Origin of the sequence: Wolbachia endosymbiont of Chrysomya megacephala (assembly GCF_008245065.1) — a bacterium.
Taxonomy (GTDB): Bacteria; Pseudomonadota; Alphaproteobacteria; order Rickettsiales; family Anaplasmataceae; genus Wolbachia.
Genome location: NZ_CP021120.1, coordinates 977,637 through 997,385, shown reverse-complemented (window position 1 = coordinate 997,385; position 19,749 = coordinate 977,637). Strand labels below are relative to the sequence as shown.

Sequence of the window (19,749 nt, the reverse complement as noted above, 5' to 3'; positions counted from 1 at the left end):
CTATATTTATACAAGTACTTTACTTATTTATCAGTAAATTTAATATCTTATTTATACATAATATATTACTATTTTTTAATAACATACTTCTAATCCTCGGTACAAGCGACATTTACAAATTGATTGTTTTTATTTCAAAAAAATGATCAATTTTAGTGCTTTTATACTCTTTACAACTCGTCAAAAAATCCTCATAATTTTAGATATGTATTAAGTAGTGTTAGCTTTTTATCTTACAGTAAGCTATTGATTATCTTGCATCTTTCTGATTATTATTCTTTCTTGGTGTGGTATATGAACTTAACTAACCCTAAGGTTTCTACTATGTTTTTTGATCAGATTATTACAGTAACGGACCACAATGTTACTTGGGAAAAAATCCAAAATTATCTCCATAATCTCTATGGAGAAGCAACATATAACAGCTGGCTGAGTTCACTAAGATTTATCAGCAACAGAAATGGAGAAGTTTTGTTGTCTGTACCAACAAGATTTATAAAGGAGTGGATTACAGTTCACTACATGGAAAAAATATTGTCATTATGGCAAAGCGAAGATCAAAGTGTATGTTCTATTGATATTCAATTAATTGAAGAAAGAAATTCAAATTCTAATACGATACTAAAAAATAGAGAGGAAAATAATCATAATCTTGGTTCACCACTAGATACCAGATTCACTTTTGATAATTTTGTGGTAGGAAAGTCAAATGAGTTAGCATTTACAGCGGCAAAGCGTGTAGCGGAATCTATAGATCCAATATCAGGAAGCAACCCTTTATTTCTATATGGTGGAGTGGGACTTGGTAAAACACATTTAATGCATGCTATAGCTTGGGACATAGTCAATTCTCCGTCAGCAAAAAGAAAAGTGGTATATTTATCAGCAGAGAAATTTATGTATCAATATATTACGGCGCTGCGGAGCAAAGATATTATGTTATTTAAAGAGCAATTTAGATCAGTAGATGTATTGATGGTAGATGATGTGCAATTTATCAGTGGTAAAGATAGTACACAAGAAGAATTTTTTCACACTTTCAATGCATTGATAGACCAAAATAAACAATTGGTTATATCAGCTGATAGGTCTCCTAGTGATCTTGATGGAGTAGAAGAAAGAATAAAATCACGACTTGGTTGGGGATTAGTTGCAGATATTAATGAAACAACTTTTGAATTAAGACTTGGTATATTGCAGGCGAAAGTGGAACGAATGAATATGTATGTTCCAAAGGATGTCCTAGAATTTTTGGCAAGGAATATAAAATCCAATATAAGAGAACTAGAAGGAGCATTAAATAAGGTTGCTCATACCTCTTTAATTGGAAGAAGCATGACAGTAGAATCAGCTAGTGAGACCCTAATTGATCTTCTTAGGTCAAATCATAGGTCAATCACAATAGAAGAAATACAGAAAAAAATAGCTGAATTTTTCAATATAAAGATTGCAGATATGCAATCTAATAGAAGGCTCCGCAGTCTTGCGAGGCCGAGACAAATAGCTATGTATTTCGCAAAGAAGTTTACGCAAAAAAGTTTACCAGATATTGGAAGAAATTTTGGTGGTAGAGATCATGCTACTGTTATACACGCAGTCAAACAAGTGGAAAATTTCATAAGAACTGACCCAAAATTTGCTGATGAAATCAATCGATTAAAAAAGATGTTTAAGTAGCACTTTATTAATGACAACCAGGCTGTTTTCATTTTTTTGATCAAATATCTTTTTCAAGTAGATTAAGTAAATCAAAGATCATTATTAGTATAAGCTAAGAGAAAATAGCTAGTCGATTGCTTAAAAAGTATATAAAATCACAATTTAAGTAGGAAATATGGCAATTAGACTTATTCCAGATAATCTTGATATAAGATTTAGTAAATATAGAAATTTGACAGCACTTGTTAGCGTTATTCTTATCATTTTTTCAATGCTTACTTTTATGCTGCGTGGAATGAATTTGGGTATAGACTTTACAGGTGGAATTTTGATAGAGATAAAATCTTCAAGCAAGGATGATGCTATTCTCGGTATATTAAAAGAGAGTGGATTTACGATACAGAGTTCAAAAGCTGGTGATAACTTAGTTGTGCGGTTTAAAGATGAGGGAGATGAAGATAAAATTAAAAAGGTTAAAAGTATATTAGAAAGCAAATTAGGTAATTTAGTAACTTATCGTAAAATAGATTATGTTGGTCCACAAATAGGCTCAACGCAGATATTTGAAGGGATATCAGCCATGTTAATTGCAATTATTGGAATATTTTTTTATGTTTGGCTTAGATTTAGCTGGCAGTGTGGACTTGGTGGAATAATGGCACTGATCCATGATGTGATTTTAACTCTTGGCTTTATCAGCTTAACGAGTATTGAGTTTAATATTTCATCAGTTGCAGCTCTACTTACCGTGATTGGCTATTCAATCAATAATTCAGTGGTTATATACGATCGGATTCGAGAGTATAAAAAAAATAGAAAAGATGTAGAAATGGATGAAATAGTTGATGCTAGCATTAATTCTACACTATTTCGTACTATGTTAACTTCAGGTACTACTCTTCTTGCTGCTCTTCCTTTAGTGCTGATTTGTACAGGTGTGGTCAGAGACTTCTGCTTAATCATTTCTTTTGGCATTGCAATCGGCACCTGTTCCGCAATATTTATCTCTGCTCCTATATTGACCTGCAGAGCGTTGATAAGTAGAGTATAGAACGTTTAACTACGATATAATATTAGCTTATTATCCCTAATAGTGAAATGAAAATATCTCAAAAAGCTCATACCAAGTAATGAATGGGACATAGAGTGAGTATTAACACTAGCGTGTACATCATTAATTAAAAAATTTCCTATTTTAACTTGAGGGATGTGAACAACACCAGCTTTTATTTGACCTTTTGCAGTTTCATATATTTTAAAGTCTTGAATGTTTTGTAAGTTAATACCAGCATGTAACGCATCTTTTTGCGATAGAACAATATCAGTTGCTCCGGTATCAAGCAAAAACGTTATATTACGATCATTGACTTGAGCTTGAATATAAAAGTGTCCATCGTATGACTTTGTAAATTCAATACTTCCGCCATTTTGAACCCTTCCTTTGTACGGTAGAAAAGTGCTCAGAAACCTATTGCTTAGTTTATCCCCTTGTGAATCAATAAACATTGCAGTAATGACTATTATCAGTAGCCAAATAACTAGATTTTTTGCTGCATTCATATTATTAAAATTTGAAGCCATAAGAGTAAATTTTTAAGATTAGCGTTAAAAGCTATTATTAAAAATAAGTAAATTTTATTGTTTTAGTACAATATTTAATATATACTTTAAGGAGGTATGTTCGATTTAATTTCATGTCAGAAGCAAAAAATTTAATTTTAGCAACAATTCTTTCTATATTGATTATAGTATTATGGCATATTATTTATGATAATTTTCTTAACACGAGCCAAAGCCAACCATCGATTGAAAATATTGAACATATCGAATCTTCTAACGACCTTGCTCCTATGATATACCAAAATCGTTCTGAAATTATTAATTCTACTAGAGAACAGAGAGTTAATTTAACCAATAACATGCTTGAAGGATCAATTTCTCTGAAAGGTGCAAGGTTTGATGACTTAATCTTAACTAACTACCACTTAGAACCGAGTTCTTCTTCTCCACAAGTGGTGTTACTGTCACCTGCAGAATCAAAAGATGTATATTTCGCAGAATTTGGGTGGCTCGATCCGAATGAAAAGATTAAAGTTCCAGATTCTAAAACAGTATGGCAAGCAGATAAACTCAATCAAAAAGAGGTCAATTTATTTTGGGATAATGAAAATGGCATTTTATTTAGAATGAAAATTAGCCTTGACGATAACTACATGTTTAAAGTTGAGCAAATTATTGAAAACAATACAAAAGATAATGTAGTTTTGGTTCCCTATGGTAAAATCAATCGTAAACGTGATAATATTAACGAATCCTATTGGATATCACATGAAGGAGTACTAGGTGCATTTAACAATAAACTAGAGGAGTGGACATATAAGGATATTTCCAAGAAACGTTTAATAAAGGCCAGCACAAGTGAAAAAAGTTGGTTTGGTTTTGCTGATAAATATTGGTTTACAGCTATCATACCTGAAAAATCTGATCAAATAAATGTAAGTATTAAGCATACGAATGTTAATAACATTGATAAGTTTCAAGTAGATTTTGTTAAACCTTACAAACACATACTCCCTGGTGCAAGTGTTTCTACTCTGAACTACTTTTTTGCTGGGGCAAAGAAATTGAATTTACTTGATTCTTATAAAGACACTCTCAATATACCTTTGTTTGATAAGGCTGTAGATTTTGGTGTTCTTTATTTTATAACCAAGCCGGTGTTTTTACTGCTTGAATATTTTAACTTTGTTTTGAAAAATTTTGGCTTAGCAATATTATTGCTAACTTTAGTAATCAAACTTTTGATGCTTCCCTTATCTAATAGATCATATATTTCGATGTTCAAGGTGAAAAGCCTGCAGCCTGAATTAACTCGTATAAAAGAGTTGTACAAAAATGACAGCTTAAAGCAGCACAAAGAGACAATTGCGTTGTTCAAGAGAAACAATGTAAATCCAATGTCGAGCATTTTCCCTATGCTCATACAAATACCAGTATTTTTTGCTCTGTATAAAGTATTATTTGTTACTATAGAGATGAGACACGCCCCTTTTTATTTATGGATTAAGGATCTTTCAGCTTCTGATCCAACAAACATTTTTACATTATTTGGGTTGTTTAATTATAACTTTCCTATTTCTATAGGCATTTTACCTATAATTTTCGGCGCTACCATGATAATTCAGCAGAAGCTAAGTGAGAAAGATCAAACCAGTAAAGATGATATTCAAGTAAATGTTATGAAGTTTTTACCTTACATTTCCGTCTTTATTTTTTCTTCTTTTCCTGCCGGCCTGGTAATATATTGGATATTTAGTAATATTATAACTCTGGTTCAACAATACTTAATAAAGTTCTTCTTAACAAGAAAAGTCGGGATAAATGTCGAAAATACTAATAGTTAATTCAATTTATTATACCGAAATAGCGAACCTTTTGCTTGAAGGTGCAGTCGATAGATTAAAAGAAAGTCATGCAAGCTATGACATAATTGAAGTTCCTGGTGCATTTGAGATACCAGCTACAATTCTCTTTGCAGTAAAAAGCAAGAATGCTAATTATGACGGTTATTTAGCTCTTGGGTGCGTGATTCGCGGTGAAACTGATCATTATAAATACGTTTGTAAAGGAGTAATCGAAGGCTTAAATGAAGTTATTATGCATTATGCAATACCCCTTGGTATGGGCGTAATTACCGCTGACAGCAAAGATAAAGCACTAATTAGAGCTGACAAAAATAAAAAGAACGTTGGTGGCCATGCAGCCTCAACTGTTTTGCATATGATAGATCTACACAATAAATTAAAATAATGGAGGAAAAACCAGTAGATAAAAAGTGGCGCATAAAAAGAAGTACGGCAAGATTTCTTGCTGTACAAATTGCTTATTCAAATATTTTTGTAAGTTACAACAAAAGCACTTTTAAATTGGAAAATTGTGAGCTTAAGGACTACATAAGTACGTTGAAAGATATATTTGAATGTGAAGAATTTGAACATCAGTTCTTAGAAAACTTGTTATGTAAGGTTATAAAAAGCAGTGAAGAATATGATAAAATAATAGAGTCTTATTTACACCCAAGCTGGTCACTTTCACGATTAAATCTTATAAGCTTATCTATTTTGCGTATTGCAGTATGTGAGTTAATTGATTTTGATACACCAGCACCAATTGTTATTAATGAATATACTAACATTGCATCTGATTTACTTGATGCTCCAAACAAAATTGGCTTTATTAATGGGTTGTTAGATAAGGTAAAGGATGCAGTCAGACTAAATAAAAATCCTTAGCAAATTTCTTACAAGTATGTGAATATCTATTTTTTGAGACAGTTTCTACAATAAGTTTAAGTCATTAACACTAAAAAATGAAGGGAAGACTTATTCCTTTTATACTTGGCTGATTAATAATCTTTCTGGCTTTTCGTGTTCAACTTTTGGTGACTTAACAATTGAGCTTGGCACAAATTCGATGGTTAGTTCTTGAACATTATTTTCTTCAACGTTTAAACCTAACGTTTTTAACTCCTGTCCACAATTTATCTGTTCAAATGTACTATCCCCTTTCTTCTTGTATAGCTGATGTATATCAAGGAGTTTAGTGTTGCCAAGCAAGATTGGATCAGGATTACCAATATATCTGATCTGACCATAACTCTCAGCTTTGAATACTTCGCCTTTTGAGTTAGTAAAATCTATAGTATATTCACCATTTTCGTTCTTATAGTTCTTTTCAATAAATTCAAGATCTTTATTTGTTACCTGCAACATCAGGTATCTTTGAGAGCTACCAGCAACAATTCTCGGAGCTTTAAGTTCAGATATTTCATTATTTTTCATGAAGGAATATATTGCTAAACTAATCAGTGCAACAGTAACAAATGCTAAAACACTCATTCCAAGTGGTGTAGCTGCAAAAGCTGCAAGTGGAACAAGTATATAAGTTGAAGACATCAAATATGGTGATGAAAGTGCTACTGCTGCGCCTATAACATACAGAGAAGTAAGTACTAAAAGTGCAGTATTTGTTTTGTGGAGCTGGCCACGGTGGTTTTTAAAAATTAACATAATTGCCTCATTTAAATTAATTAAAGTTGTATGTAAAGAATTATTATTGTCAACTTATAAACAATAAATTATCTACCACTTGAGCCGAAGCCTCCTTCATTGCGAGCAGTTTCTTTTGCATAGAATTCTTCTATGTTGTTCCAAATTATCTCAGGTACAGGAGTGATAAGAATTTGTGCAATTCTATCTCCTCTTTTTATTTCATATGGCTGATTACTTAGATTGATTAGGCAAACTTTAACTTCACCTCGATAATCGGAGTCTATAGTGCCCGGAGAATTTAAGACAGTGATTCCATGTTTTGCAGCAAGCCCAGAACGTGGGCGAACTTGTCCTTCAAAACCGTTTGGTATTGCAATTACAATGCCAGTTGGAATAAGTAACCTTTCAAGTGGATTTAAAATAACAGAGTCGTCCAATGCAGCATAAAGATCCATGCCAGCACTCTGCATAGTTGCATAACAGGGAAGAGGCAAGCTTTTGTCATGTGATAACTTTTTTATTTCTACTTTAATTTTATCTCTTTGCATTTTTATTCACCAGTTATGAAAATTTGATTGTAGCATGTAAATTATGCCTGTAAAAGATAAGAAAACTACTTGACAAATCTTTCAGCTTCCTTACTATAAAATTCAAAGTGTTTTATTACCTTCAATCTGTTCAGATTAAACGACAAAAGTATTATACAGTTGGCGTCTTATAAATCTTTCCGCTATGTGCACTTTATGTCTTCACAACAATTTCTACCTAATATAAGCTGAAGCGGGCTTATAAAATGTTTAAATACAGTATAGAACGCCAATTTTTAGGATGAGAGAGTAACAACTAGCTAACGCTTTTGCCTTTTTTTATTAGTAAATTTCTTAACGTTTATATAGAGGGTGTCATTCCAGCACTTGATGCTGGAATCCAGCCTTTCTGCAATCTCATCGAAAACGTTGTACCACCTTTCTATGCTAGTTTGCTTGTGAGCAACTTAGATCCCAGTGTCTGGGCACTGGGATGACAAAAAAGGGCTACTTGAATGACATACTTGAATTTACGCTATAAAGTGAACCGGTTTGGTGTGCTGCTGTTGTTTGCAGTATTGTAGTGCTAATTTTTTACTTCGGTAGTCTTTTTATTGTCATTATAATTACAAGAATAGTTGAGGCCAATTAATATGAAAACTTTTACGAAAAATTTTAAAGGTAAGGAAAGAAAGCTAGAAGAGTTCAATGAGAAAGTTGAAGACATATCAGCTGTAGCTCAAGATAAGTTTGCACATGAACTTGAAAACATCGCATATGAAAGTGTGCAGAAATTTCGCAGTCTACTTGCTAAAGAGCTAAACTTCACTTTCAATAACATTCATTCTCAGAATGTCAATCTACTAAAATCCGGCCTAAAAAAAGGAGAAACAGCGTTAATACGTTCTCTTCTCAATATACTTGTACGATAGAGTTGCTGCTGCAATTTAATATTAAGTGATAACTAAAATAAGTAAGATTTTTTATAGATAAGTCTTACTTATTTTAGCTATATATAGAAAAGGAGGGTTGTTATGTCAACAAGACTAAAGTATCCAATCATAAATATACAACGTAAGTCTAAGCCTAAATCTTTTCCAGTAACTTTAGGAGAGGTTAAATCTTTTTTACGAATTGAAAATGATCAAGATGATAAGTTGATTTCAAGTTTTATTTTTATGGCAACTGATTATGCTCAGTGGCATATGGAAAAGTCTCTAGTAAAGCAAACGTGGCAAGTTTCATATGAAGGTTATATACCTCGTAGAATCTATTTAAGCTATGGTCCTGTGAATAAAATAATATTGGCTACTGATAAGAATAGAAAACTTAGTTATTATTTTAGTGATATAGGAAGCTATATTGAATTTTTCAATTATTTGAACATAATAAGGGCTGATGTTGTATATGAAGCTGGTTATGATAGTGTTCCTGAGCAAATAAAGCTAGGTATTATACAGCATGTTTCTGCTCTCTATAAAAATCGTGAATCAGAAGTAAGTAGCCATTTATCTGAGGTAAAGAAGGTGTATTCTCCATTTCGCGAACCAAAGGTTGTTTTGTAGTTCCTGTTTGTCATTCAATAGCAGATACAACAGATGGTGTCATCCGAGTAGCCCCTTCGATGTCATCCCAGTACTGGGATCCAGTTTTTTCATGATCATCAAAACGTTGTATTTTAAAATAAAACGGCTACTTTTATGCTTACCAACTTAATAAAATTCCTGGATCCCAGTACTGGGATTACAAGAAAGAGCTACTGGAACGACATCATTATAAAGTGAACCAGTGTCTGGGGATGGGATGACATCTTCTTGACAGATAATGTTCGTGCAGTAAGCACTAGGATGATACCATCTGTTGTACCTGCAAATTGCAATCTTCGTAAACGTATCTGTGAGATGGAAAAAATTCAAATTATAAATGAGTTGTATGATAGTATTTATGCAGCATTAAAAGCAAACTCTGATTTAAAGAAATATGTTACTAACATCTATGATTACCTGCCTAAGCAGGTTACTATTCCTTATCTGAGATTGCGCATAGTAAATTATGTTAACCTGCATATGCTATCTAATTTTGCTACAAAAGTAAGATTTTCATGCGACATATATACTTATCATATAAGCAGCATGCTTGCTGCTATAAAGCATGTTGGCTTGGTGGTAAAGAGCATTAGTAGTGAGACCATTTTGGAAAGTAATTGTGTTATAAATCAGCATGATGAAGTTTTACATTCAACAATTAATTTTGATATTTTAATACAAGGAGGTAGCGATGAGCAAATTACAGCTGAAAATTAAAGGTCATGACAATAATTTTGTTGTGCTGAATAATATACGAAACTTAAGGTTTACTTTGCGTAATAACAAAGAGGAGATGAAAGATATTTCCTCTTTTGGCTGGAGAAAAGTGCTTGATTGTGCTGGAAGTAGAAAGATTACAATAAAAATTAATGGCATTTTAAATTCAGTATTGGCTGATGAATTATTGCGTAATTCTGCAATGTTAAACTCTAATAATGATTATGAGATTAGTTTTAATGCTAAGGAGAAGATAAAACTCAGGTGTTCGGTTGAATTGTATGAGAGATATTATGATCCTGCCACTTTTGACAGCTTCACTGTAGTTTTAGCCAGTGCTGAAGTTGTGAACACTTTTCATTAGTGTTAATTTAATTTTTTCATATACAATAATAATAAGTGGGAATAAATTAAAAAAAATTATGAACGATGAGGATCTTTTCGAAGAAGGCGATGATAATGTTGAAGAGAATAGCGATGACAGAAGAGAAAGGAATTTGAAGAATGAAAATCAGCTCGAAGAGCAATTTAAAGAGTATTTAAAACCTTTCGAGGATATTTTAAGTCAAATTGATGAAGGAGTTGATAATTTAGATAGTTACGAAAGGACTATGCAAGTAAAGCGAAGTATAGATAGGCTCATAGAAACCTTATATAGCCAAGCAGCATCTGAGGATATTGATGTAGAACTTGAAACCACAAAACACACTCGCGATAAATCAGAGTCCAAGAAAAGAGTTCTGGAAAAGAGAAAGAAACAACTGATGGAAGAGATCTTAAGTTTTCAACAACAAAAGGAGCTAATGAATAGTAGGGAAAAACATGAAGTAGCAAGTGATGGGGATGTTCAGAAGGCAAAAGCACGAGTGAAGTCTTCAATTAGGGGGGTGTTGTTTTCAGTTATTGCTCATAGAATGGATCCACGAAGGAGGGCAGGGGAAACTGCTGATGACAATGAAAAGCAAGCTCGTATGTACGGTAGAGAAGCAGTTGGTGGAGTTTTAGGTGGATTGTTCAAGGCGTTTTTAACTGCAGTTGCTGCTGTTGTGCGCGAAATTGCTAAACCACTTCAACATATGAATACACAAGAGACGTCTTTTGCAAAACAAGTTGAAGAAAGCAGAAACCAGGATTCACAGAAAGGTCGATCTGTGTAGGTCAAAGTATAATTTCAAAAAAATTTTTGAAATCATATGTACTAAACAATATCTACTCAACGCAAATTACAACAAACGCAGTAGCATAATCTTGATCATCACTTAGAGAAAGGTGTATCTTGTAGTCTTTCGAGATGAAATCCTTTGTGATAGCAAGATGTGGTTTTCCCCTGATAGTACTGTATATTTCTATATCTTTCATTATAATTCCTTGGCTGAATCCAGTGCCTAGCGCTTTAACAAAAGCTTCCTTTGCAGCAAAGCGTTTAGCAAAATATTTTGCTCTTACTTCTTGGCTATTATATTTTTTGCTTATCTCTATTTCCTTCTTAGTATAGACTTTATTGAGAAATTTTTCCCCGTATTTTTGTGATATTCTCAATATTCTGGGTATATATACTATGTCAGTGCCAATACCGTATATCATTTTGCGCTAAAACAATTTATTGCTTCTTCAATTTGTATTTCCTTTACCTTGCCAGTTGCTCTATTTTTTACTTCAACTATATTTGAAGTTACTGCTTTCTTTCCAATAATTATTTGCCACGGCAAGCCTATCAGATCCATTCTGGCAAATTTCACTCCTACACTTTCGTCCGTATCATCATAAAGCACTTCATCGCTTTTCAAAGCTTTGTATATTTTATCTGCAGCCTCCGTTACTTTTGTTTGTAAATTGATCAAACCAACTTTAAAAGGAGCTACTGCCTCTGGCCAGATAATTCCTTTATCATCATGGAAAGCTTCTATTATTGCGCCAACAAGCCTTGAAACTCCAATACCATACGAACCCATATGCATGTTAACATTTTTTCCATCTTGAGAAGTAACACTTGCCTTCATAGGTTTCGAATATTTATCACCAAAATAAAAAATATGCCCTATTTCAATACCCTTGCTAACATTTAACTGTTCTTGCGTTATAGGACAACTTTCAGGATCATGCATATCGTCTGCAACTGCATATATGCTCTTCAGGCTTTCAATATCTTCGCTTTCTAGTAATTCAAAAAGTTTATTGTCATAATATAGAGTGCTCTCACCGGTGTTTGCCAATATATGAAATTCATGACTTAAATTTCCTCCAATTGGTCCTGTATCTGCCCTCACTCCAATTGGAGTAAGCCCCATTCGTTTGAAGATTTTTATGTAAGTTTTATACATCAAATTATATGAATTCAGTGCACCTTCGTAATCTACATCAAAACTGTATGCATCCTTCATCAGAAATTCCCTGCCTCTCATAACGCCATAACGAGGTCTTACTTCGTCACGAAACTTCCACTGAATTTGATATAAACAAAGTGGTAAATCTTTGTAACTTTTTACCGTATTTCTAATCAAATCAGTTACCACCTCCTCATGTGTTGGACCAAAAAGCATATCGCTTTCATGTCTATCTTTAATACGTAGCATTTCTTTGCCGTAATCATCGTAACGTCCTGACTCTCGCCAAAGACTTGCTGGCTGCACACAAGGCATCAACACTTCAATTGCACCAATTTCATCTCTGATAATATTTTCAATATTTTTAAGTACCAAAAGACCAAGCGGCAGCCAAGAATAAATTCCAGATGCTGTCTGCTTGATTAAGCCCGCACGTAACAAATATTGATGAGAAATAATTTCAGCACCAGCCGGGGTTTCTTTTAAAGTTGGCAGGTAATATTGAGATAAACGCATTTAATAAATCTGATTGTACTAAGTAATCTTAGTACAATCAGACCTGTAGGTAAACTTATTTTAAGAAGGGTGCACTACTGCTCTTACCTCGATCTATGACACTTTTAAGTTGACATGCGTGTGCTTTTTCACCAAAAAATTTAATCTTTTGACTAACCAAAGAAGATGGTTTTTGCACCTCATTATTCACTGGGTCAACATTATTTGCTTGTGCTCCAGGAGAAGCTTCAGATTTCGTTTGTAAACCAGCAGTCTTAGGCGGTACCAGTGGCTTACCTGCTTTTGGCACAGAATGTAACGGAGATGTAGGTTTAGATTTTTCATTATCATCAGATTCATGACCACTGTCAGAACTATCCCTTCTTTTTTTATTGTCTCGTTGAGGGTTTAGAGGTGTTGAATATGTACTTTCATTATCGCTCCAATCTTGTTCAGACTCTTCACTACTGCTACTCGATACACTACTACTACGACTCCGTGGTGGTGAGATCATAGCTGACATTTTACTGAATGCCTCGTCCAGGTTACTTGGCTGTTGTACGTTGCTCCCTTGCTTTCCATGAAGGCCTGCCCTTCGTTTCTGAAGTACTTTATTCAAATCAGCTATATTATCTTCTTTTTTTTCTTGTTGCCCACCTCCTTTATTGCTTGACTTCTTTGCTTCCTGTTCTTTTAACCTCTTCTTCTCAATCTTGTCACGCTCTTCCTTGCTCATGAGGTTTTTTCCTTTTTTTATTTCTGCAAACAAAGCATCAGTTTCGTTATGACTCCCAGGTTTACCTGCAAAAGAATCAGTTTTCTTTAGTGTCTTACTCTTCATCTCTGCAAACATACCAGCATCCGTTGCAGGCCCAGAAGGGAAATTATTCCCTAAAGATGGAGGAGGAGGTGGTGGTGCACCAAATGGAGGAGGTAGTAGTGGTACAATGGGTATTCCAGACATTACTGGAAATGATGGTGTAGGAGTATTGCTATGTTCAAGTTCTTTTGCTTTCTGTAAATCACTATATTTTCGCTGTTGTACGTCGTCCTCTTCATCAGTTGCTTTCCTTCGGCTTTTGAGCTTTTTGGCCAAATCAGCCATCAAATCTCCACTTTCTTGTTGCTTGCCACCTCCTGAGGGTATGGATTTATTAATAGTATTATTCTTTAGAGTAGGTGGTGTCGGTACACTGGATGTTCTAAGCGCTACTGGAGGTGATGATGTATGAGTATTGCTGTGTTCAAGTCCTTTTGCTTTCTGTAAATCTTGTGATTGTTTTCTACCAGGATCAACTCCTTTCTCGCTGTTTATTGCAGAAAGGTGTGAATTGATAAGATATGCAGCTAAGCTCAACATAACCGATGCAGAAACAAAAGCAATAACTGCAGAAGACACTGGCACTGCAGCACTACTTAATACCGCTGAAATGATGAAATACGTGTATACTCCAGCTACAGGACCGGATGTACACAATAACAAAATAGCAATTGAATATTTTAAGCCAGTTGCCTTTTTTTGTTCTGCTACAGATGACTTTTGATTTTCACTATCATAGTGTACACCATTATGTTGTTCAGTCATAGGTTTTTTCGGCACACCCTGTTTAGTATTGCTTCTATCATTTTTAGTTTTGTCACTCGCATTATCTTCTTCTTTATGACTGAGCGCTATTTCTGGATTCTTAACATGAGTACTATTCTTGCTTCCTTTATCTGCAGTTTCGCCATTCGCATTATTTGCTTCCTTGAATTTTGAATTATTTTTCAACTCTGCAAAAAGATTTGGATTAGAAACCTCAGATAGACCTCTTTTTAATTGAGTGCTATTGCTGGTTTTTGATGGAGTACTACCAAGAGTGTTTTCATTTTTATCGTTATTTTTCGCTGGCTTCCAATTTTCTCTCCAATCTGCAGGTGGTGGAGGTGGGGGTGGTGGCGGAGCTGATGATGGTGTGTTATTATTATTAGTAAGCATTTTTCTTCCTTATTATTAATATTATATTAATAATAATTAAATTATTAGTACTTGTCAATAATTTATGAGTAAGTTAGTATTAAGATAATAAAATAAAAAGGAAAGAGAGAGGAGCAGTCTTCTAAGAAGAAATAGAAGCTATCTTAAACCTCAAGTCATCACTTTGTTACCACAGGTCAGGTAAGGAAGCAGTATTACTACTACCCCCTCCCTTAGAAACGCAGCATGCAGGTTTCCCCACACTACGCTTGAGCCCCTTATCTAAGTTCTTCTTTTCTAGAACCGGCTTGTCCTTCATGATTCCTCAGGAAACATCATTCTTAATGGTGACACCAACAGTAGAGAACCTTCTCTTGAAAAGGAGCTTGCTAACATTCTTGTTCGTTTCACTCTCTCATCAAAATACTTTTTCCATTTTAAGTCAAGGGGATTTGCATCCGCTCTGATTTTAACATGTCGTCTGATAGGTATATCAATCAGCTTAAGCAGTCTTAAATACCGTATCTCTTTTGGTTTGTTCTTGCATATGGGTGCAGCAAAAACCCATTGGCGTTGACCCATTACTTTGAAGTAACGATTCTTTATCCAACGTAATCCTTTACGAGGATGTCTTTTCTTTGCCCATTTCCATAAACTATGCCAAATTTCATTGTCGATCTTTCTAAACGCTTTTTTAGCACACACATGGTGATAGTAATTTCCCCATCCTCTCAGTAGAGAGTTGAGTGACTTAATTACTATAGCCTGAGTGTTCGCTATATTTGCTTTTATCAATGTACGTGCTTTATTAAGAAGTCTTTTAATACTTTCTTTCGAAGGTTTAATAATTAACTTCTTATTATATCTACGTACATTACAACCAAGAAAGTCAAACCCTGTTGTAATAGATGTAATCTTTGTCTTCTCTTCTGACAGAATTAAACCTCGCTCATGAAGAAAAGATGATACTAAAGGCTTAACTTCCTTTTCCAGTACTTCATGTGTGAAACCTGAAATAATAAAGTCGTCTGCGTACCTGATTACATTCACTCCACTTCTGATTTTTCCTCTTCTTTTGCTACCTAATTTACCAAAGCGACTTTCTAATAACTGTTCAAGACCATCTAAGGTAAAGTTAGCTAGTATTGGAGAAATTATACTTCCTTGCGGAGTGCCAGCAGTTGTGGGATACAGAGTTTTCGATTCTAGGAAACCAGCTTTTAACCATCTATGAAGAATTTTCTTTTCCATAGGAATATGCTTCATAAGCCATTCATGGTTAATGTTGTCAAAGCACCCTTTGATATCACCTTCTAGTATCCATTGTGGTCGATTGCGTCTTGCCAGTAATAAGTGACAAGCAGCAATAGCATCCGCGCAGGATCTTTTAGGTCTAAAGCCATAGGAGTGACGATCACTGATCGTTTCAGCTATCGGTTCCAGAGCAAACAGATATAATGCTTGCATCGCTCTATCTTTTATCGTGGGTATACCGAGAGGCCTTCTTTTGCCATTAGATTTACTGATATAAATTCGTTTGAGCGGAGAAGGTTTATATCCTCTTTGTTTTAACAGCTTTATTCCTTGAAATTTAGCATTGCAAGTTGACCATAGTTGACGATCTACACCTGCTGTGGTTTTTCCTTGGTTTTCAGTTACTCTCTTAACAGCCAAAGCTTTTCCGCTAAAAGAGCGTGTGAGAAGATGTTGTAAAGCTTTTACCTTACCCCATCTTCCTTCTTGGACAGCCTTAACAATACGTCTTTGTAGCCTCACAATAACTTTCTGGCATTTCTTCCATGGCAATTGCTTCCATGCTTCAAAGCTTTCGGTAGATGCACTTACAGGTTTACTTGTAATCATCTGCTTTCCTACCTTAAGTGGTTAACAAAGTTTCTTGTCACGAGGGACCAAATGGAAGTCTGCTCGTTTTCACGCGAATTAATGTTACAAATTCTATCCATTTCGTTACAAAATGGCATTCGCTTTCTCCATTCTCCTTTACCTGCACTTCCATCAGCATTCCTTGCGGTTTGCTTGCCATGTAGGCGAAAATACAGGCTTACCCTGTTTCTCCAGTCATACAACAGTGGGTTAGGTGGCTTCTCTATACCGGTGGAGTTATTATTTGCGTACATCTAGAAATGAAAAATGTAACTTATCCACATTACCTTTTGGTCAGAGCTTATCAGCATCTTTAGCTCTTTCATCGTATCGGTACTTATAAAGCTTCACTTACGTTCACCATACCACTAGCCTAGCCCTCCAACCACATGATGCTTGCAGTTTATGCCCCTCTCACGATTGAGCATCTTCTTTTTCAAGAGGAGGTTCATTGTCCGCATCGCTTGGCACCAACCGGTTGCCCGATTCGCACTGATGCGTAGACTCAGACGGCAAAACATCTGGTTTAATAAGTTTTAGAATCCTTTCAGTTTCTTTCTGAATGAATTCCTCTCCTTTTAAACAATATGACCGAAGACTTTCAGGTCGCACCACATCATCGATGTTTTGGTATAGAGTAATCAGAATCATAAAAATAGCTTAGTGTAAGCTATTTTTATGATAACCTCTCTTAAACAATTGATATTTTACAGTGTTTTTGGTAAAATAATAGCTTAAGGCTTAGAATAAAAGTTTATGAGTGAAGCACAAGGTCCAAATATTGCAGAATGGCAGGCACAGCAGCAACACCAGGAAGCCGCTAGTGAGAAAAGTGGTTTCGGTCTTGGTCATAGCGACTCTGTTGCAACAATTGTGGATGGAATGAAGTGGATGTTCAACTTTCATGAAGGAGCAATTGCTGCTTATAATAATGTGTTTGAAGGTTTGGTCAGTGGTAGCAGTCTAGTAACGTTATTTGGGAAATCAGGTAATATGTTTGGCATAAAATTTCTTGAGAGTCTTGCTGAATATTTTTCAGGTGGTGGTGGAGAAGATATGCCATCAGAAGGAATGGGTATGGACTACGGTGATGAGGGGCATCATCCGGATGATTATCCCCACTCTAACAATGAAATAGCTCAAAGTGCTGATGGTTTGCATGATATGCATGATGCAGGTGATCATCATGGCCAATCTTTTTCACCTGGTCCTTCACCATCTGTTGGTGATGATCATGAGCTTGGTTACTAAATAACTAAGAAGATTTTATTGTAATTAGTGAAAAAAGTTTCAGTTTTAGGATCAACAGGAAGCATTGGAAAAAAGACTGTAGATTTGCTCTCAAAGAGAAAGGAAGAATATCAGGTGGAAGCACTAAGTGCCAATTCTAACTTTGCTCTACTAGCACACCAAGCAAAACTGCTTAATGCAAAATATGCTGCCATTTCTGATAAAAGGTTCTACAAAGATTTAAAAGAAGATCTACTTGGTACAAACGTCAAAGTAGAAGTTGGTGCTCCAGGTCTAGCAAATGTTGCTTCTCTACCTGTTGATCTCTCAGTTATTGCAATAGTTGGCATCGCAGGCCTTGAGCCAGTTATAAAGGTTATAGAAAGTGGTACTAAAGTTATTGCCCTAGCAAATAAAGAAAGCATTGTTTGTGGTGGCAAGTTACTGCTTGAAAAAGCTAAAGAAAGGAGCGTACAAATAATTCCCATCGACTCTGAACACAACGCAATTTTTCAAGTTTTGCAAAATGATGATAAATGTGTAGAAAAGATTATACTCACTGCCTCTGGTGGACCATTTTTAAATTATAGCCTTGAACAATTAAAAAATATTACAGTAAATCAGGCACTAAGTCACCCTACTTGGAAAATGGGAAAGAAAATCTCAGTTGATAGTGCAACAATGATGAATAAAGCACTAGAAATAATAGAAGCACATCATTTGTTCAATATCAGTCCAAATAGAATTGAAGCAGTAGTGCACCCTGAATCGATAGTACATGGAATTGTCGTTTATCACGATGGATTCAGCTTTGCTGTGCTTGCAGAAACTGATATGGAAATTCCCATTGCATATGCTTTGTCTTGGCCAGAAAGATCAACTTTAAATCATAAATTAGATTTAACAAAACAAAAAAAATTGACTTTTCAAGAACCAGATCATAAACGTTTTCCTGCACTAAAGCTCAGTATGGAAGTGTTAAATTCTTCTTCTCCACATACAAATAGTATTGTTTTGAACGCTGCAAATGAGATAGCTGTTAACGAATTTTTGAAGTCACGAATCGGCTTTTTAGAAGTAGTAGAGGTAGTAAAATCAACAATAGAAAACTTTGACAAGTACTCTGATATTAACTCACTATCCGACATAATAAGTGTCGATTTTGAAAGCCGTATTCTTGCCAATGAAATCATAAAAAGTAAAGGTATCTGTTCAGTAGAGTGATAAAATAAGGTAGACGAGAAAAGACAACTAAATGGTCAAGTAGCCCCATTTCATACTCCTGTCATCCTAGTAGCTGACACTGGGATCCAGAAAAATTTACAAGTAAACTGAGCTTATGCTAAATTCAATGAGATTAAATGAAAACCAGCATCAAGTGCTGGAATGACACCTTACCTGAACAGATAAATCACTAGCACGTTCGTTCACAATAACTTGAGAGAAGCTTACATCATTAATAACTGTATTTGCTCTATACAGAAAACCACATCCTATTGCAAAAAAAAGCAACGAAGTTGCAGCAAGTGGAACTGGGTTGTCAACTACGAAACATAGACCAACAGCAAATACTCCAGATAACAAAAAAGCACAAGCATAATTAGTTTGTTTCCTTTTTTGAGCGACTGCTTCTATCTTTAGGAATTCTGGTTCTATTGCTTTCTTGACATGTCCTGCAATACAATTTCTTGGACTTTTGTTTTCATAGTTTTTAATATTAGGTTTGATATTTGGATGTGTAAGTAATATTTCTATCATGTTTACATTTCCCAACTTGCAAGCAATGTGTAGAGCTGTATTTTTTTCCTTCTTGCCGGTCTTAATTTCCTCCTCTGCACGAGCATAATTTTGAGGTATAAATCCTTCATTAACAGGTTGTGAATTGTCAAGGTATATGCAGCGAAGATATGGACTCCTATCTACTACTTCTCTCTCCTCAAATTCGTAAACTGGATAACCATCATGTTCCTTTGGTCTTCTCTCCATAACAGCTTGCTTGCTTTTAATATTTACATCAATTTTTTTATGCTGTACAAGCAACTTAGCCATAAGCTCTAAATATTGATGTTCCTCGTTATTACTAGTAACAAAAGCTGAAATAATGCACATCAAAGGTGTCATCCCATCCTCAAAAGCGTTAACATTCGCTCCTTCTTTCAATGCTTGTTGAAAATGATTCCAAGCTTCCTCAGGTGTTATTCTTTCACCACTAGCATTTTGAAATTCAATAGCTTTAAACAACTTTTTTGTTGCTTCACTTGTACTAAACATTTTAACCCCCTATCACAATAAACTTGATAAAATTATACATAGAAAAAA

22 protein-coding genes are annotated in these 19,749 nt (G+C 34.8%); 12 read left to right on the top strand and 10 right to left on the bottom strand.

The genetic code is table 11. The features are described from left to right. Positions 1-294 precede the first annotated feature (294 nt). On the top strand, positions 295-1,677 hold the full coding sequence (dnaA, locus tag CAI20_RS04835; protein ID WP_012481713.1) for a chromosomal replication initiator protein DnaA: 1,383 nt from the start codon (positions 295-297) through the stop codon (positions 1,675-1,677). A 157-nt stretch (positions 1,678-1,834) separates the two neighbouring features. Next, positions 1,835-2,710, top strand: coding sequence for a protein translocase subunit SecF (secF, locus tag CAI20_RS04830; protein ID WP_007302794.1), 876 nt, complete (start codon positions 1,835-1,837; stop codon positions 2,708-2,710). A gap of 5 nt (positions 2,711-2,715) precedes the next feature. Here the strand turns inward: secF and CAI20_RS04825 are convergent, their stop codons facing one another. Next, positions 2,716-3,240 (bottom strand): TIGR02281 family clan AA aspartic protease, encoded by a 525-nt coding sequence (locus CAI20_RS04825; RefSeq protein WP_007302795.1) that lies wholly within the window; start codon positions 3,238-3,240, stop codon positions 2,716-2,718. 113 nt (positions 3,241-3,353) lie between these two features. Here CAI20_RS04825 and yidC point away from each other — a divergent pair, with 113 nt between their 5' ends. From yidC to nusB, 3 genes are read left to right on the top strand one after another with little or no spacing between them, the layout of a single operon-like run. Further along, entirely contained in the window at positions 3,354-5,063 is a 1,710-nt protein-coding gene (gene yidC / locus CAI20_RS04820) for a membrane protein insertase YidC (protein ID WP_019236304.1), read from the top strand. Beyond that, positions 5,041-5,469, top strand: a complete 429-nt coding sequence (locus CAI20_RS04815; protein WP_052264871.1) for a 6,7-dimethyl-8-ribityllumazine synthase — start codon at positions 5,041-5,043, stop codon at positions 5,467-5,469. The genes yidC and CAI20_RS04815 overlap by 23 nt, the downstream gene beginning before the upstream one ends. Then, positions 5,469-5,951, top strand: a complete 483-nt coding sequence (gene nusB / locus CAI20_RS04810; protein WP_006014794.1) for a transcription antitermination factor NusB — start codon at positions 5,469-5,471, stop codon at positions 5,949-5,951. Before CAI20_RS04815 ends, nusB begins: the two co-directional genes overlap by 1 nt. Positions 5,952-6,050: 99 nt before the next feature. Here nusB and CAI20_RS04805 read toward each other — a convergent pair whose 3' ends face one another. Continuing rightward, the gene (locus CAI20_RS04805) at positions 6,051-6,728 is read right to left on the bottom strand and encodes a hypothetical protein (RefSeq protein ID WP_007302798.1); all 678 of its coding nucleotides are present in this window, start codon (positions 6,726-6,728) and stop codon (positions 6,051-6,053) included. A gap of 68 nt (positions 6,729-6,796) precedes the next feature. Then, entirely contained in the window at positions 6,797-7,258 is a 462-nt protein-coding gene (gene dut, locus CAI20_RS04800; RefSeq protein WP_149168889.1) for a dUTP diphosphatase, read from the bottom strand. A gap of 632 nt (positions 7,259-7,890) precedes the next feature. On the opposite strand from dut, the gene CAI20_RS04795 reads away from it, so the two are divergent. The 5 genes from CAI20_RS04795 (at position 7,891) to CAI20_RS04775 (ending at position 10,697) form a co-directional block, all read left to right on the top strand. Beyond that, positions 7,891-8,169, top strand: a complete 279-nt coding sequence (locus CAI20_RS04795; protein ID WP_019236305.1) for a hypothetical protein — start codon at positions 7,891-7,893, stop codon at positions 8,167-8,169. 102 nt (positions 8,170-8,271) lie between these two features. Next, complete coding sequence (locus CAI20_RS04790) at positions 8,272-8,802, top strand: head-tail connector protein (protein ID WP_007302801.1); 531 nt, start codon at positions 8,272-8,274, stop codon at positions 8,800-8,802. Between the two features lie 336 nt (positions 8,803-9,138). Next, on the top strand, positions 9,139-9,540 hold the full coding sequence (gp17, locus tag CAI20_RS04785) for a tail completion protein gp17 (protein ID WP_033445336.1): 402 nt from the start codon (positions 9,139-9,141) through the stop codon (positions 9,538-9,540). Continuing rightward, on the top strand, positions 9,515-9,904 hold the full coding sequence (locus CAI20_RS04780) for a phage tail tube protein (protein WP_007302803.1): 390 nt from the start codon (positions 9,515-9,517) through the stop codon (positions 9,902-9,904). Before gp17 ends, CAI20_RS04780 begins: the two co-directional genes overlap by 26 nt. Before the next feature lie 58 nt (positions 9,905-9,962). Continuing rightward, on the top strand, positions 9,963-10,697 hold the full coding sequence (locus CAI20_RS04775) for a hypothetical protein (protein WP_006013937.1): 735 nt from the start codon (positions 9,963-9,965) through the stop codon (positions 10,695-10,697). A 52-nt stretch (positions 10,698-10,749) separates the two neighbouring features. Here the strand turns inward: CAI20_RS04775 and CAI20_RS04770 are convergent, their stop codons facing one another. The 6 genes from CAI20_RS04770 to CAI20_RS04745 form a co-directional block, all read right to left on the bottom strand. Further along, positions 10,750-11,124, bottom strand: coding sequence for a holo-[acyl-carrier-protein] synthase (locus CAI20_RS04770; protein ID WP_010401163.1), 375 nt, complete (start codon positions 11,122-11,124; stop codon positions 10,750-10,752). After that, positions 11,121-12,380 (bottom strand): proline--tRNA ligase, encoded by a 1,260-nt coding sequence (proS, locus tag CAI20_RS04765; protein ID WP_149168888.1) that lies wholly within the window; start codon positions 12,378-12,380, stop codon positions 11,121-11,123. Before proS ends, CAI20_RS04770 begins: the two co-directional genes overlap by 4 nt. Positions 12,381-12,435: 55 nt before the next feature. Further along, the gene (locus CAI20_RS06690) at positions 12,436-14,337 is read right to left on the bottom strand and encodes a hypothetical protein (protein ID WP_246111573.1); all 1,902 of its coding nucleotides are present in this window, start codon (positions 14,335-14,337) and stop codon (positions 12,436-12,438) included. A 166-nt stretch (positions 14,338-14,503) separates the two neighbouring features. After that, a complete protein-coding gene (locus CAI20_RS06785; RefSeq protein WP_256365558.1) occupies positions 14,504-14,635 on the bottom strand; it encodes a hypothetical protein in 132 nt (43 codons plus the stop codon). Beyond that, complete coding sequence (gene ltrA / locus CAI20_RS04755) at positions 14,632-16,179, bottom strand: group II intron reverse transcriptase/maturase (RefSeq protein ID WP_019236826.1); 1,548 nt, start codon at positions 16,177-16,179, stop codon at positions 14,632-14,634. The genes CAI20_RS06785 and ltrA overlap by 4 nt, the downstream gene beginning before the upstream one ends. A gap of 435 nt (positions 16,180-16,614) precedes the next feature. Then, positions 16,615-16,851 (bottom strand): hypothetical protein, encoded by a 237-nt coding sequence (locus CAI20_RS04745; RefSeq protein ID WP_246111572.1) that lies wholly within the window; start codon positions 16,849-16,851, stop codon positions 16,615-16,617. 105 nt (positions 16,852-16,956) lie between these two features. Here CAI20_RS04745 and CAI20_RS04740 point away from each other — a divergent pair, with 105 nt between their 5' ends. Together CAI20_RS04740 and dxr are read left to right on the top strand one after the other, a co-directional pair. Then, positions 16,957-17,451: a hypothetical protein gene (locus CAI20_RS04740; RefSeq protein WP_010406678.1), complete on the top strand. Its 495-nt coding sequence runs from the start codon at positions 16,957-16,959 to the stop codon at positions 17,449-17,451. A 27-nt stretch (positions 17,452-17,478) separates the two neighbouring features. Continuing rightward, a complete protein-coding gene (gene dxr / locus CAI20_RS04735) occupies positions 17,479-18,654 on the top strand; it encodes a 1-deoxy-D-xylulose-5-phosphate reductoisomerase (RefSeq protein WP_149168887.1) in 1,176 nt (391 codons plus the stop codon). A gap of 150 nt (positions 18,655-18,804) precedes the next feature. Here dxr and CAI20_RS04725 read toward each other — a convergent pair whose 3' ends face one another. Beyond that, complete coding sequence (locus CAI20_RS04725) at positions 18,805-19,701, bottom strand: ankyrin repeat domain-containing protein (protein WP_019236312.1); 897 nt, start codon at positions 19,699-19,701, stop codon at positions 18,805-18,807. Positions 19,702-19,749 lie beyond the last annotated feature (48 nt).